Consider the following 13,203-nt stretch of genomic DNA (forward strand, 5'->3'; position numbering starts at 1 on the left):
CCGACACCAGAAGCGGGGTGTGTCACCGAATTCGGTGACACACCCCGCTTCTAGTTTTGTCGCCTACGGCTCCGCGCAGTTTTGTCGCCTACGGCTCCGCATAGTTTTGTCGCCTACGGCTCCGCGGCAGCCATCTCGGCTTTGACGACCTCGTACGACATGCTCGCCGAGTAGCCCTTGCGCGCAAGCATCGCCACCAGACGTCTCATCACCTTGTCGCGATCGTCGACCGGCTTGTTGCGCAACTTCTTTCGAACGAGATCTGCTGCCCGCTCACGCTCGTCTTCGGCATCGATCTGCGACAACGCTTCTGTTGCCACATCCTGATCGACGCCCTTGAGTCGAAGTTCGACGGCCAACGCCTTCTTGCCTTTGCCCGAATAGGTGTGACGTGAATGCACCCACTGGTTGGCAAAATCCGCGTCGTCGATGAGACCGATCTCCTGGAGACGATCGAGTGCCCGAGTAATAATGTCGGTCTCGTATCCCCGGCTGATCAGCTTCTTTTCCAACTCGGACCGACTGCGCGCACGGTCACTCAGGAGGCGCAGGCAAGCATCTTTTGCCTGCGCCTCCGTGCCGCCCTCGGCGCGCTGTGTACCTTCGCCGCGCTGCCTACGTTCGCCGCGGTGATCGCTGCCACCACGGCTGCCCGCCCGATCGGACCGCGAGCGAGACCGTCGATAACCGGTGTCGCTGCCACCGTCATCGTCGATGTACTCCATGACAGGGATCAGAAGTCGGCGGGAGCTTCATCGGTAGCGGTGACATCGGCACCGATACCCAGCTTTTCCTTGATCTTCTTCTCGATCTCGTCACGGATGTCGGTGTTCTCCAGCAAGAACTTTCGAGCATTTTCCTTGCCCTGACCCAACTGGTCGCCTTCGTAGGTGTACCAGGAGCCGGACTTACGGATGAACCCGTGCTCGACACCCATGTCGATGAGCGAGCCTTCCTTGCTGATGCCCTGGCCGTAGAGGATGTCGAACTCGGCCTGCTTGAACGGCGGGGCGACCTTGTTCTTGACCACCTTGACGCGGGTGCGGTTACCGACTGCGTCGGTACCGTCCTTGAGCGTCTCGATACGGCGGATGTCCAGACGGACAGACGCATAGAACTTCAAAGCCTTACCACCGGTGGTGGTTTCGGGTGAACCGAACATCACACCGATCTTCTCGCGAAGCTGGTTGATGAAGATGACGGTGGTGCCCGAGTTGTTCATGGCACCGGTGATCTTTCGCAGTGCCTGGCTCATCAAACGAGCCTGGAGACCGACGTGGCTGTCGCCCATTTCGCCTTCGATTTCAGCGCGGGGAACAAGTGCTGCCACGGAGTCGACAACGATGATGTCGAGAGCGCCGGAGCGGATCAACATGTCGGTGATCTCGAGCGCCTGCTCACCGGTATCGGGCTGGGAGACCAGCAGTGCGTCGGTATCGACACCCAACTTGGCCGCGTAATCCGGATCGAGTGCGTGTTCCGCGTCGATGAATGCAGCGATGCCGCCGTTGGCCTGCGCATTGGCAACTGCGTGCAATGCAACGGTGGTCTTACCCGAGGATTCCGGGCCGTAGATCTCGACGACTCGACCACGAGGCAGGCCGCCGATGCCCAGCGCGACATCGAGCGCGATGGAACCCGTGGGGATCACCGCGATGGGCTGGCGAACGCCTTCGCCCAAGCGCATCACCGAACCCTTGCCGAAATTCTTGTCGATCTGCGCCAACGCGAGGTCGAGCGCCTTGTCCCGATCTGGTGCCTGTGGTGCCATCGTGATCCCCATTCTCAAGTCTCTTCAGTGGTGTTGCGATCAGAGTAGATCCGGCTACCGACAAACTTTTGATTCATCGTGCCGACCCGCTCGAACCCTGCAGTCGCGGAAGCGGCAGTTACCACCGAACACACTCAGCATAGACGAACATCTGTTCGAAACACAGGCAAGGATCGAACATTGCCGAAATAAACTAGCGACGCGACGGCGGCACGTCGAACTCCGCGCACAACGCTCGCCACACCTCGCGGGGGTCCTGGCCTGCCTCGATAGCCTCTGCGGCAGTCAGTCCGCCCAGACTCAGGATGACGTGGTCGAGCAGCATCGAGTCACCTCGTACCTGCCCGAACTCTTCTCGTACCAATTCGTGAAACTCGGTCAATCGCACGGGCGCCACGGTAGTCCACCCAGGCAGCTGTGCACACTCCGCACAGGTCAGGCCGCCACTCCCCCGGCCACAACTTCCCGACACACCGCTACCGGGTCGCGGACGTCGGATGCCGTCGCCGCGGCAGCGCCGGCCGCGTCGGCGAAGCTGCGCTGGGAGAGAACCTGCAACACCGCGTCCCTGATGGATCCTGCATCAGCCGGTCGTACGATCACCGCACTACCGGCGCGAGCGGCACGATTGGCCAACTCCCACTGATCGCCGCCGCCGGGAACAACCACCGTCGGCACGCCGGCCGACAGAGCCTTCGCCAGCATTCCGTGCCCACCTCCGCACACCAGAACCGAAGCGTCGCGCAGCATCACGTCCTGGCGGCCGAGCCCGGCACGAACCCAATCCGGATACAGCGCGTCCGAACCGTCGAGAACCGACGCGATCAGCCGCAGCCCTGACCCTTCCAGGCCGTCGACGGTCTGCTCGAGCATTCCCACCGCACCGGTATGCGCGGTCGACGGCGCCACCATGACCAACGGTTCCGAACCTGGCGGCGGTTCCAGAATCTCGCGAGTCGGTTCCCATAACAACGGGCCGACGACGTGCGCGTGGGCAGGCCAATCCGGCCGCGGAACTTCCAGCGCTGGAATCGTCGCGATCAATCGTGCATGTGGACCTGGATCTACTGCGGGAAGTCCGACTCCGACGCGTGCCTCGGATCGCTGGGCCAGTCCTTGCTTGATCGAACGCCCCGTTGCCGCTCGCATCACGGTGTCGCGCAGGCGTCCGCGAAACCCGACGCCGGGAGCCAACCCGCTCCCGATGGGCGGCAGGCCTCGGGACGGCGAGTACAGCGGATGAGGCGAGAGCTCCACCCACGGAATTCCCAGTCGCTCGGCAGCCAATCCACCTCCGGCAGTGAGGATGTCCGAGACCACCAGATCCGGGGCTACCGCTTTCAGATCGGGCAGCAGTTCGGTCGAGATGTACGCCGCCCGCGAGTGGATCCGCGCACCGGCGTCAAGGTCGTCGTCGCCGGGCCTCGGCGCCAAGCCTTTGAGAGGTTCGGTGTTCACTCCCGCAGCACGGGCCTTCTCCACCCATCTCGACCCGGTAAACAGGATCGGCTCGTCGCCCGCGGCGATCAGCGCCAGCGACAACGCTATTGCGGGAAAAGCATGACCCGGGTCCGGCCCGGCAACAACGGCTACTCGCACCGCATCAGCGTGTCACACGCCACAACGACCGGTCATACCGCCCGGAATGCCTGCTCCGCCTCCGGCAACGCACGTTCACGATCGGAAGCCACCAGACCGATACGCGTCCGACGATCCAGGAGATCGTCCACGTCGAGTGCCCCCTCGTGAGACACCGCGAAGGCGAGTTCGGCGGCGCAGATATCCAGCCCGGCTACCTGACGAAGTCCGTCATCGCCCAACCCGACCACCGCTTCGGCTTCGGTGCCGTACCGCGCCACCAGCCCGGCGGGCGCTCGAACCTTGTCCAACACAGCTCGCGACGCGGCACCGACCAACGGCAGGTTGCGCGTTCGGCACGGACCCGCGTTCAATCCGCCCGCTTCGACGGCGCAGTCGACGGCGTCTTCCGCCATCTTGCGATACGTCGTGAGCTTGCCACCGACAACCGTGATCACATCGGTTGCCGACCGGACCACCGCGTGATTACGGGACAGGTCAGCAGTCGATCCCCCGCCGGTATCGAGCAACGGTCGCAAACCCGCAAAAGTGCCGAGCACATCGGCCCGGGTCAACGGAACTTCCAAAGCCGTATTGACCGTAGCGAGAAGGAAATCCACTTCCGCGTCCGACGCTTGCGGTACGTCGGGTACGGGGCCGGGCGCCGCTTCGTCGGTCAAACCGAGATAGATCCGGCCGAGTTGCGCCGGCAACGCGAAGACAAACCGATTGGTCTCACCCGGAATCGGAACCGTCAGTGCGGCAGTGGGGTTACCCAGCGATTTCGCGTCGAGCACCAAGTGCGTGCCGCGACTCGGACGCAGGGTGATACTGGGATCCACCTGATCTGCCCACACGCCCGTCGCGTTGACCACTGTCCGAGCCCGCAGCAGAAACTCGGTTCCGGTCAACTCGTCTCGCAACGTCGCGGACGTACCGGACACCTCGTAGGCACCCACCCTGGTCAGAATCCGAGCACCGAAAGATGCCGCTGTGCGGGCGATGTTCACAACCAGTCGAGCGTCGTCGATCAACTGACCGTCGTAGGCCGTCAGCGCACCACGAAGGTCCGCCTGCCGTACCGCCGGCACCAACTCTCGTGCCCGAGACGCGCTCACCGCGCGCGAGCGAGGCAACACCGACGACGGTGTCCGAGCCGTTGCCCGCAAGACGTCACCGGCTAGAAATCCGGTACGCACCAAGGACTTTCCGAAGAACGACGTCTGCGGGAGCAACGGTACGAGTTGCGGCATCGCCCGTACGAGATGCGGCGCCGTTCGCGTCATCAGGATTCCGCGTTCGACTGCACTCTCACGCGCAATACCGATATTTCCCGACGCAAGATACCGAAGTCCGCCGTGAGCAAGCTTGGAACTCCACCGACTGGTACCGAAGGCCAGGTCGTGCTTGTCCACCAACACAACACTCAGGCCACGCGTCACGGCGTCCAATGCCACACCGACACCGGTGATTCCGCCGCCGATAACCAGAAGATCCACGGAACTTCCGCGTGAGAGTTCGTCCCACTCGCGGGTCCGACGGGCGGCGTTGAGCGCCGACGGATCGGCATTCGGTGCACTGTGATCGCTGTCGGCCATCGTTCTAACCGTCCGTTCCTGCAGTCGGCGTCAGGTACGCCGACACCGCAATTCTCAACTGCTGCACCGCTGCATCGGCAGAAAGTCGATCCTGCAGTGTCGGTGCCGAGAACACCACCGACTGCGCCATCAGCAACAGCATGGACGCTATCTCGTCAGCATTTCCGTGACGGATCGATCCGTCCTGCTGCCCGGCTGTGACCACAGCAGTCATGAGTTCGAGTATCGACTTCTGGCTGGCACCAATGCGATCCACGATGTAGGTGGTCAGCAATTCCTGATCCGTCGACCGGATCTTCACGAACAGCGGATGATCGCGGATCTCGGCGACAACGTCGACCACTGCGGAGAGAAGTAGATCCCGAGCCGAACCCGTCGTCTGTATGTCGGGGAGGACCTCCCGAATTTCGCGAGTGAGGAGGTCTGCGACAACTGCTCTGGTATCCGTCCAGCGCCGGTAGACCGTCGGCCGGCTGACGCCGGCGCGCCGAGCGATCTCGGCCAACGTGGTGCGCTGCATACCGAAATCGAGCACGCACGATCGCGCGGCATCAAGAATGAGATTGTCGATCGCGAGGTTTGGAGTGCGCTGACCGTCGCCCTTTCGCGGCAGGACTTGATCATCTGCGTTACGGATTGCCATCGTGTGTAACACGCTACCCGACGCGCCGTCCGGCAGTGCGACTAGTACACGGCGTGTTCCGACTATCAGAAATAGTACAACTCGAACCCGACGGCACGGTCGGCCTCGAAGCCGGGTTTCGGCCCCGACACCATGTCGATCTGAGCCTGCGCCTGCACGCGTACCGGAATCTCACTCAGCGCCGCCAGATACCGTGAATGCTCGGCCAAGGAATCCACCGCTCGCGCCACCGTTGTACTCACGTCGACGCCGTGAGTCGGTGTCATCGAATTCACTGCAACCCACCGAACTCCGGTCCACGGTTCGAGTCCGATGTCCGACAGTTCCGGAAAGATCCACTCGTTGGCCGCGTCCGCGGTCGCGTCAAGGACACTGATTCCCAGCGCTCGATGATCGGCACTGTTGAGATAGCCAGGGCCCCAGGTGTTCGAGAAGTTCATCGTCACCACCAGTTCCGGCCGGTGCCGCCTGATCGCGGCTGCCAAGACGGAACGCAATTCGAGTCCGGCAATCAGTCGACCATCAGGAAGACCCAGGAACTCGACTTCACTCACTCCCACAACAGCGGCGCTGCGACGCTCTTCTGCCTCGCGGATGGGTCCGGACTCCGCCGGCGGCAGTCCTGCAATCCCGGCTTCCCCGCTCGTCGCGAGTACGTATCTGACGTCCTTGCCTTGATCCGTCCAGCGGGCTACCGCTGCAGCTGCGCCGTACTCGATGTCATCCGGATGGGCGACGACCACAATCGCGCGCTGCCAGTCCTCGGGGAATGGTTCCATACCGCACGATTGTGCCTGTCACATCCTCGAAACGGGTGTGTTTTCATCGTTGCCCGACATCGCCTTCACGAGGAAGTAGATGCCGACGCCCAGCGCGCCGACCACCAGAATCCAGAACAGACCCTTGATCAACGCGCCGACCACTGCAAGCGCGATCCACACGAGGACCACAGCCAACACGATTTTCCAGAACATGACGTACCTTCCTTGCCGTGAGCTTTCGGACTGGCTTAGAGAAAGTCCGTGACACCAGCCTGACACGTTCGGCCGGACAAAGCAGCAGCTCACCGGCAAGATCAGGTAAAGATCAGGGTTCACCCTGATCAACCATGACGAGACTGGGCATGCATCCAAAACACCCGTGATTCGCGCTGACGTAGACTCGCGAAGTTCCATCCAGTACGCCCTAAGGAGCACGTTCGCCGTGTCTACCACCCGAATTCCGGCCCGCGACCTCGCGCACGTTGCAGTGTTCGCGGCCCTCATCATCGCGTTGGGTCTACCGGGGGCGATCAACATCGGAATCTCCGGTGTGCCGATCACCCTTCAATCACTCGGTGTGATGATGGCCGGTGCGCTCCTCGGGCCTCGCAAGGCCGTACTGGCGGTGCTGACCGTGATCGCGCTCGGCCTGGTCGGGCTACCGGTGCTCGCCGGCGGGCGGACTGCATTATTTGCGCTGTCGAGTCCCACTGCCGGGTTCTTGATCGGCTGGATACCTGCGGCGTTTGTCATCGGATGGCTGACGACGAAGATGCTCCCGAAGTACCGAATCATTCCTGGAATCGGCATCAACCTTCTCGGCGGTGTTGTTGTTCTCTACCTCTTCGGAATCGCCGGGATGATGATCCGTGGACACATGACCTTCCTCGCCGCGTGGACCGCCAACGCCGCCTTCATCCCCCTCGATGCTGCGAAAGCCGTTGTCACCGCAGTGGTCGCCGCTCAGGTCCATCGTGCGTATCCGGCACTGCTTCGTGACAGCGTCGCCGCACGCGCAAAAACAGCAGTGGCGAACTGATTCCTCGATGAGCGAGATCATCTTCGAAGGCGTCGGGCACAGTTTCGGCGAACGCACCGTGCTCGATCGTGTCGACCTGACACTGACCGAGCAGCGCATCGGGATTGTCGGTGCAAACGGAAGCGGCAAGTCGACGCTTGCCCGCATGATCAACGGATTGGTGATTCCGGCAACAGGTTCCGTCCGTATCGACGGTTTGGATACCGCCAAGAAGGGACGCGACGTACGCAAGCACGTCGGCTTTGTGTTCACCGATCCCAATCATCAGATTGTCATGCCGACCGTCGCCGAGGACATCGAGTTTTCGCTGCGGCGAAGCGGACTCGGCAAGGCTGAACGGGCCCAGAAAGTCTCGTCGGTCCTCGAGCGCTTCGGATTGGCGTCACACAGCGACCATCCCACCCACCAACTGTCCGGCGGTCAGAAACAACTTCTTGCCCTGGCCGCCATCATGGTGACCGAGCCGAAGGTACTGGTGGCGGACGAACCGACAACGCTGCTCGATCTGCGCAACTCGCAGCTCATCAGCTCTGTCTTCGCGTCCCTCACACAGCAGTTGATCGTGGTGACCCACCAACTGGATCTGCTCTCCTCGTTCGATCGAGTTCTGGTGATCGATCGAGGGCTTGTCGTGGCCGACGGCCCGCCCGCGGAGTCCGTCGACTTCTACCGTTCCCTCGTCTCGTGACCACACTCGGCCACTACCGCGCCGGCACGTCCATCCTCCATCGGGCGCGGCCTGGCTACAAACTTCTCGCGCTGATCGTCGCAATCGTCGCGGTATCGGTATTCGTGCGCAGCCCTTGGCAATTGGTGCCACCCACCGTTGTTGTTGTTGCGCTCTACGTGGCCGCGCGTATTCCGTTCCGCATCGCGATCGCCCATCTGCGGCCGGCATTGTGGATGCTGCTGTTCATCGGCGGATTCCAGATACTCGTCGCCGGGTGGGAGCGCGCGGCCGTCGTCTGTGGCGTTCTGATCCTGTCGATCGCGCTGGCCGCGCTCATGGGTCTGACAACCCGCATTTCGGAAATGCTCGACGCCATCACGGCTTTCCTCACCCCGCTGCGCCGATTCGGGGTCAATCCCGAAAGAATCGCGCTCCTGCTGGCGATGACCATCCGGTGCATCCCGCTGATGTTCGAGGTCATCACACAGGTGTCCGAAGCACGCAAGGCCCGCGGTCTCGGCTTCTCACTGCGATCCTTTGCCGTTCCCGTCATCATCGGAACCCTCATGACCGCCGACGCGATGGGTGAGGCACTGGCTGCGCGCGGAGCTGACGACTGAACGCGGACCAGCTCAGCGATACTTCTGGGTGATCTCGTCGACCTCGCCGATCGCATCGGCCAGGCTGGACAGACGCTCTGCGGCCGCGTGCAGAGCCGACAGTTCACGGTTGAATCCCACCAGGGCAGACGGGGTGTGCGGCGCCGTCAAGGTTGCGGCTGAATTGACGAGATCCTCGTACTGACCAAGTCCGGCCTGCAGTTCGCGAACGGCACCTGCGATAGTCGGTTCGAGTGTCTCGGCAACCTTGGGGGTCGATGTCACGGCCCGTTCCATCGACGCGATATCGGACGACACCGCAAACATCGCGCGCAATGCGGAATCTGCAGTCACGGTGATCTCGTCGAGTTCGCCGGGATCGATGGTGTCTGCGCGTCGCAGCACACCAAGAATTTCGAACAGCGAAGTTTCTGCTCCGACCAGTCGTGACATCGGTATGAACGCGCGCGAGGACGACGGTGGCAGTCGCCGCCGGATCGGAGCGGGCGGCGGCCCGGCGTTCATCGACCGGTAGCGCCCGACTGCAACAACAGCGGGTACCGCAAACAGTGCGGCTCCCCCACCAGCGACAACAACGGACCAGTCCGGCGCCGACGCCACCGCAAGCCCGGCAGTGCCGATCACGGTTCCACCGGAGATGAATCCCCAGCGCTGGGCGCGTCGCCTCGCACGTGCTCGTTTGCGCTCGAATTTTGCCCGCGGATCTTGCCACCGCCGTGCTGCCTCCGCAGCGGACGCCGTCACTTCGCGGAGCGAATCTGCAGTACGGCCCAGCGCACCGAATGCGCCGGACATGGAAACAGGAACGGCCGACCTGGGCTCTCGCTCAGGCCGGCCACCTCGTGAAGAAAACATCAGTGTGTCGAATCGTGTATCTCTGGAAAACTGCAGACCGTGGATCTACTGGCCGCTGGTTCCGGCAGCAGGCGGCTGCTTTTCGATTGATGTCGGCGCAGGTGCCGCCGCAGTCCCACCGGACGGCAGTGCCTCGCCCTTCATGGATGCGCGAATCTGCTCGAGTCGGCTGTGCCCGGCCATCTGCACGGAAGCCTGCTGGACCTCCATCATCCGACCCTGCACCGAGTTCTGGGCAAGTTCGGCCGAGCCGAGGGCATTTGCGTAGCGACGCTCGATCTTGTCGCGAACGGCGTCCAGGCTTGGCGTGTTGCCGGGTGCGGACAGCGTGCTGTCCATGGATCGCAGCGATTCGCTGACGCGTTCCTGCATCTTGGCCTGCTCGAGCTGGCTGAGCAGCTTCGTGCGCTCGGCAACCTTGGCCTGAAGCGTCATAGCGTTCTGTTCGACGGCCTTCTTCGCCTGCGCAGCAGCCTGCAACGACTGATCGTGCAGCGCCTTGAGATCCTCGACACCCTGCTCGGCGGTGACGAGCTGAGCGGCAAAAGCCTCAGCGGCATTTGTGTACTGGATCGCCTTGTCGTTGTCGCCCGCAGCGGCAGCCTGATCGGCGAGGTTGACGGCCTGACGCGCGTTGGCGTTGAGCTTTTCGACCTCGTCGAGCTGACGACTGAGCTTCATTTCAAGCTGACGCTGGTTACCGATCACCGACGCGGCCTGCTGCGAGAGCGCTTGGTGCTGACGCTGCGCGTCCTCGATCGCCTGCTGGATCTGGATCTTCGGGTCGGCGTTCTCGTCGATCTTCGAATTGAAGAGCGCCATCAGGTACTTCCAGCCCTTGACGAAAGGATTAGCCATGGGTTTGATCCTGCCTCCATCTGATGCGCCGCGCGCTACGCGACCCGGTGAACGACCGTCGCACACCGAAACTCACCAATACATCAGGGCTGCGCTCCAACTGCCCTGACCCTGCACTGCCATACCGGTATATCTACCGAATCTATCGGGTTCAAGCGGCCAGTAGCTACGCAGCAGCCAAACTGCGCGCGTTGGGCGCCGGAATCACCACTCGGGTATCCCGGGCGATGGACGGCGAACCGGACACCTGTGCCGACACAGCAGCGGCTGCACCGGTCGGCGCGGCACCGGAAACCGGACGACCGAGCGCAGAGTTGGACTTCTTGGTGGCCAGAGTTTCACTGACGTCGACCAACACGTCGGACAGCGGTACGGCAAGCGCATCGCAGATCGCGGCCAGCAGTTCACTCGACGCTTCCTTGCGTCCACGTTCCACCTCGGACAGGTAGCCCAAGCTCACACGCGCACTGTTCGACACCTCACGTAGCGTGCGACTCTGCGAAACGCGCGTACGCCGGAGACTGTCACCGATTGCCTCACGCAATAGCAGCGCCATCTCGCTCCTCCTTCATCCGTCGTGCCGTACCTGTCTTTTCACAGGTCCGCACCGTCACCTGGCCACATCGGTACCGTCTCGACACCGTGGCTGTTGCACACCTTCACAACAGTCAACGTCCGAACTCGACCGATTGGTTCCCGAGCCTATCGTGCCCGGCGCTCTTCAACACGATCACATAACCGCGACACGGCTGCCGCGACTGCAGCGATTCGAATCTCCCACCGCTCTCCTGTCAACGACAGACGCTCACACAGAGTTCCGTCGGGCCCGGCAATCCCCAAGAACACCGTGCCGACAGGGTTCCCGTCCTGTTCGGTCGGCCCCGCTACACCGGTCAGTCCGACACCCCAATCGGCGACGCACCGAGTGCGGGCACCGTCGGCCAGAGCAATCGCCGTGGATGCGGACACCGGGCCGTCGAGTGCCAACGCATCTGGATCTACGCCTGCCAGCGTCGCTTTCAGATCGGTGGCGTACACCACCAGGCCGCCGCGCAGGACTTGGCTCGATCCGGGAACCGACGCCAGCGCAGCAGTGAACAGTCCGGCCGTCAGCGACTCGGCAGCCGCGACGCTCTCCCCCGCCACCACCAACGCGGCGATCAGTTCGCCGACACCGAGGTCGAGCAGCGGATCGCGCACAGGTCAGTGTCCGTCTCGTTCGGCGAACCGGACGCCGGCGCGCAATCTGATGGCTTGAACAACATATTCGAGGCCGGTGACGACGGTCAGCACAACCGCCGCGGCCATCAGGAGCCAGCTGACCACGTCCCAGCTGCTCGGCAAAGGGCACAGGTAGAAACCGATCGCTACGGCCTGGACGAGGGTCTTGAGCTTGCCGCCCTTGCCGGCAGGAATCACGGCATGGCGGAGCACGGCAAAACGCAGCAGCGTGATTCCGAGTTCGCGGGCGATGATCACGCCGGTCACCCACCACGACAGGTCACCGAGTACCGACAACCCGATAAGCGCAGCGCCGATCAGTGCCTTGTCCGCGATGGGATCCATCAACTTGCCGAAGTCGGTGACCAGACCGTATTTCCTGGCCAACTGGCCGTCGATCCGGTCGGTCACCGCGGCGACGATGAAGATCGCCATCGCGCCCAGACGCCACGACGTCGACTGACCGTCGTCGACAAAAAGCACGACGAGAAAGACCGGAACAAGAACGATCCGAATCATTGTCAAGATGTTCGCGATATTGAAAAGTGGGACGGGTTTGTCGGCCGGTGTTTCTCCAGTGGGCCCTACAGCAGCCCGATGGGCATCTGCTTGATCACGCGGGGAACTCATCGGATCACCGCGCGGAAGGCGGGCCGAACCCGGACGGTGACCGGGCGGGCGGGGTATTTCGTGGAGCGGACAGGCACGCGACTCAGAATATCGGTAGACCCATTGACTAATGTGCACCACATGACTTCCACCGCGCGCAGCGACACCGAAAGCCACTTGATCGTGCGGCGGGCACGAACATCCGACGTCCCGGAAATCAAACGCCTCATCGACATCTATGCCGGCAAGATTCTGCTGGAAAAGAACCTGGTGACGTTGTACGAGGCTGTGCAGGAGTTCTGGGTCGCCGAAAAGGACGGCCAAATTCTGGGTTGCGGGGCGATGCACGTCCTGTGGGCGGACCTCGGCGAGATTCGCACTGTGGCAGTCGATCCCACCGTCAAGGGCCAGGGAGCAGGCTTCCAGGTGGTCGACAAACTGATCGAAGTTGCACGCGAGTTGGAATTGGAGCGGTTGTTCGTGTTGACCTTCGAGACCGACTTCTTCCACCGCCACGGCTTTGTCGAAATCGAGGGAACTCCGGTCACCGCCGAGGTCTATACCGAGATGTGCCGGTCATACGACGCCGGTGTCGCCGAGTTCCTCGATCTCAGTTACGTCAAACCCAACACCCTCGGAAATACCCGTATGCTTCTGACGCTCTGATCGGTTCACTCACATCCCGAAAGCGGTCCCGATGTCGTTGTTCCTCGTCGAATACACCTATGACCCCGCAAAAAACGCCGAGCGTGACGCCCTCCGCCCCGATCACCGGGCATGGCTCGGTGATCTTCTCGAGCGTGACATCGTCGTGACGTCCGGCCCGTTCGCCGACGGCCTCGGAGCACTCATCATCGTCGACACGGCAGACGCCGACACCGTGGCACTTCTCTTCACGCACGATCCGTTTGCCAAAGCCGATCTAGTCGCGAATATCCGGATCACCGAGTGGGTGCCGGTACTGGGTCAGTTGGCCTGAA

At 62.5% G+C, this 13,203-nt stretch carries 18 protein-coding genes; 5 read left to right on the plus strand and 13 right to left on the minus strand.

The features are described 5' to 3' along the window. Nucleotides 1-113 precede the first annotated feature (113 nt). The 8 genes from recX to EEB13_RS31590 all read right to left on the minus strand — a co-directional run bounded on the left by recX (nt 114) and on the right by EEB13_RS31590 (nt 6,564). Nucleotides 114-725: a recombination regulator RecX gene (recX, locus tag EEB13_RS18130; RefSeq protein WP_072782495.1), complete on the minus strand. Its 612-nt coding sequence runs from the start codon at nt 723-725 to the stop codon at nt 114-116. 8 nt (nt 726-733) lie between these two features. After that, nucleotides 734-1,771 carry a recombinase RecA gene (gene recA / locus EEB13_RS18135; protein ID WP_033234999.1) on the minus strand — a complete coding sequence of 346 codons (1,038 nt, stop codon included), beginning with the start codon at nt 1,769-1,771 and terminating at the stop codon, nt 734-736. Between the two features lie 193 nt (nt 1,772-1,964). After that, a complete protein-coding gene (locus tag EEB13_RS18140; RefSeq protein WP_033235000.1) occupies nt 1,965-2,159 on the minus strand; it encodes a DUF3046 domain-containing protein in 195 nt (64 codons plus the stop codon). Nucleotides 2,160-2,206: 47 nt separating this feature from the next. Continuing rightward, on the minus strand, nt 2,207-3,370 hold the full coding sequence (locus EEB13_RS18145) for a glycosyltransferase (RefSeq protein WP_045067386.1): 1,164 nt from the start codon (nt 3,368-3,370) through the stop codon (nt 2,207-2,209). A 32-nt stretch (nt 3,371-3,402) separates the two neighbouring features. Continuing rightward, nucleotides 3,403-4,947: a glycerol-3-phosphate dehydrogenase/oxidase gene (locus tag EEB13_RS18150; protein WP_141485966.1), complete on the minus strand. Its 1,545-nt coding sequence runs from the start codon at nt 4,945-4,947 to the stop codon at nt 3,403-3,405. Nucleotides 4,948-4,951: 4 nt separating this feature from the next. Continuing rightward, complete coding sequence (locus EEB13_RS18155) at nt 4,952-5,590, minus strand: TetR/AcrR family transcriptional regulator (RefSeq protein WP_033234835.1); 639 nt, start codon at nt 5,588-5,590, stop codon at nt 4,952-4,954. Nucleotides 5,591-5,655: 65 nt separating this feature from the next. Beyond that, the gene (locus EEB13_RS18160) at nt 5,656-6,369 is read right to left on the minus strand and encodes a PIG-L deacetylase family protein (RefSeq protein WP_045067381.1); all 714 of its coding nucleotides are present in this window, start codon (nt 6,367-6,369) and stop codon (nt 5,656-5,658) included. A gap of 18 nt (nt 6,370-6,387) precedes the next feature. After that, entirely contained in the window at nt 6,388-6,564 is a 177-nt protein-coding gene (locus tag EEB13_RS31590) for a hypothetical protein (protein ID WP_033234837.1), read from the minus strand. 229 nt (nt 6,565-6,793) lie between these two features. Here EEB13_RS31590 and EEB13_RS18165 point away from each other — a divergent pair, with 229 nt between their 5' ends. The 3 genes from EEB13_RS18165 to EEB13_RS18175 are packed head-to-tail and all read left to right on the plus strand — an operon-like array spanning nt 6,794 to nt 8,680. After that, nucleotides 6,794-7,390, plus strand: a complete 597-nt coding sequence (locus EEB13_RS18165; RefSeq protein ID WP_033234838.1) for a biotin transporter BioY — start codon at nt 6,794-6,796, stop codon at nt 7,388-7,390. Nucleotides 7,391-7,397: 7 nt separating this feature from the next. Further along, entirely contained in the window at nt 7,398-8,078 is a 681-nt protein-coding gene (locus tag EEB13_RS18170; protein ID WP_033234839.1) for an energy-coupling factor ABC transporter ATP-binding protein, read from the plus strand. Then, nucleotides 8,075-8,680, plus strand: a complete 606-nt coding sequence (locus tag EEB13_RS18175) for an energy-coupling factor transporter transmembrane component T family protein (RefSeq protein ID WP_033234840.1) — start codon at nt 8,075-8,077, stop codon at nt 8,678-8,680. Before EEB13_RS18170 ends, EEB13_RS18175 begins: the two co-directional genes overlap by 4 nt. Before the next feature lie 12 nt (nt 8,681-8,692). Here EEB13_RS18175 and pspM read toward each other — a convergent pair whose 3' ends face one another. The 5 genes from pspM to pgsA form a co-directional block, all read right to left on the minus strand. After that, complete coding sequence (gene pspM, locus EEB13_RS18180; protein WP_261984584.1) at nt 8,693-9,475, minus strand: phage shock envelope stress response protein PspM; 783 nt, start codon at nt 9,473-9,475, stop codon at nt 8,693-8,695. A 105-nt stretch (nt 9,476-9,580) separates the two neighbouring features. After that, nucleotides 9,581-10,393 carry a PspA/IM30 family protein gene (locus EEB13_RS18185; RefSeq protein ID WP_141485967.1) on the minus strand — a complete coding sequence of 271 codons (813 nt, stop codon included), beginning with the start codon at nt 10,391-10,393 and terminating at the stop codon, nt 9,581-9,583. 166 nt (nt 10,394-10,559) lie between these two features. Continuing rightward, complete coding sequence (locus EEB13_RS18190) at nt 10,560-10,949, minus strand: helix-turn-helix domain-containing protein (RefSeq protein WP_033234842.1); 390 nt, start codon at nt 10,947-10,949, stop codon at nt 10,560-10,562. A 146-nt stretch (nt 10,950-11,095) separates the two neighbouring features. Beyond that, a complete protein-coding gene (locus EEB13_RS18195; RefSeq protein WP_141485968.1) occupies nt 11,096-11,593 on the minus strand; it encodes a CinA family protein in 498 nt (165 codons plus the stop codon). A 3-nt stretch (nt 11,594-11,596) separates the two neighbouring features. Beyond that, entirely contained in the window at nt 11,597-12,244 is a 648-nt protein-coding gene (gene pgsA / locus EEB13_RS18200; RefSeq protein WP_045067376.1) for a CDP-diacylglycerol--glycerol-3-phosphate 3-phosphatidyltransferase, read from the minus strand. A 120-nt stretch (nt 12,245-12,364) separates the two neighbouring features. On the opposite strand from pgsA, the gene EEB13_RS18205 reads away from it, so the two are divergent. Together EEB13_RS18205 and EEB13_RS18210 are read left to right on the plus strand one after the other, a co-directional pair. Next, nucleotides 12,365-12,889, plus strand: a complete 525-nt coding sequence (locus tag EEB13_RS18205; protein WP_033234845.1) for an amino-acid N-acetyltransferase — start codon at nt 12,365-12,367, stop codon at nt 12,887-12,889. A gap of 31 nt (nt 12,890-12,920) precedes the next feature. Beyond that, on the plus strand, nt 12,921-13,202 hold the full coding sequence (locus tag EEB13_RS18210; protein ID WP_033234846.1) for a YciI family protein: 282 nt from the start codon (nt 12,921-12,923) through the stop codon (nt 13,200-13,202). Nucleotide 13,203: the final 1 nt, after the last annotated feature.

The organism is Rhodococcus sp. WS3 (assembly GCF_003797085.1).
GTDB lineage: Bacteria > Actinomycetota > Actinomycetes > Mycobacteriales > Mycobacteriaceae > Rhodococcus_F > Rhodococcus_F globerula.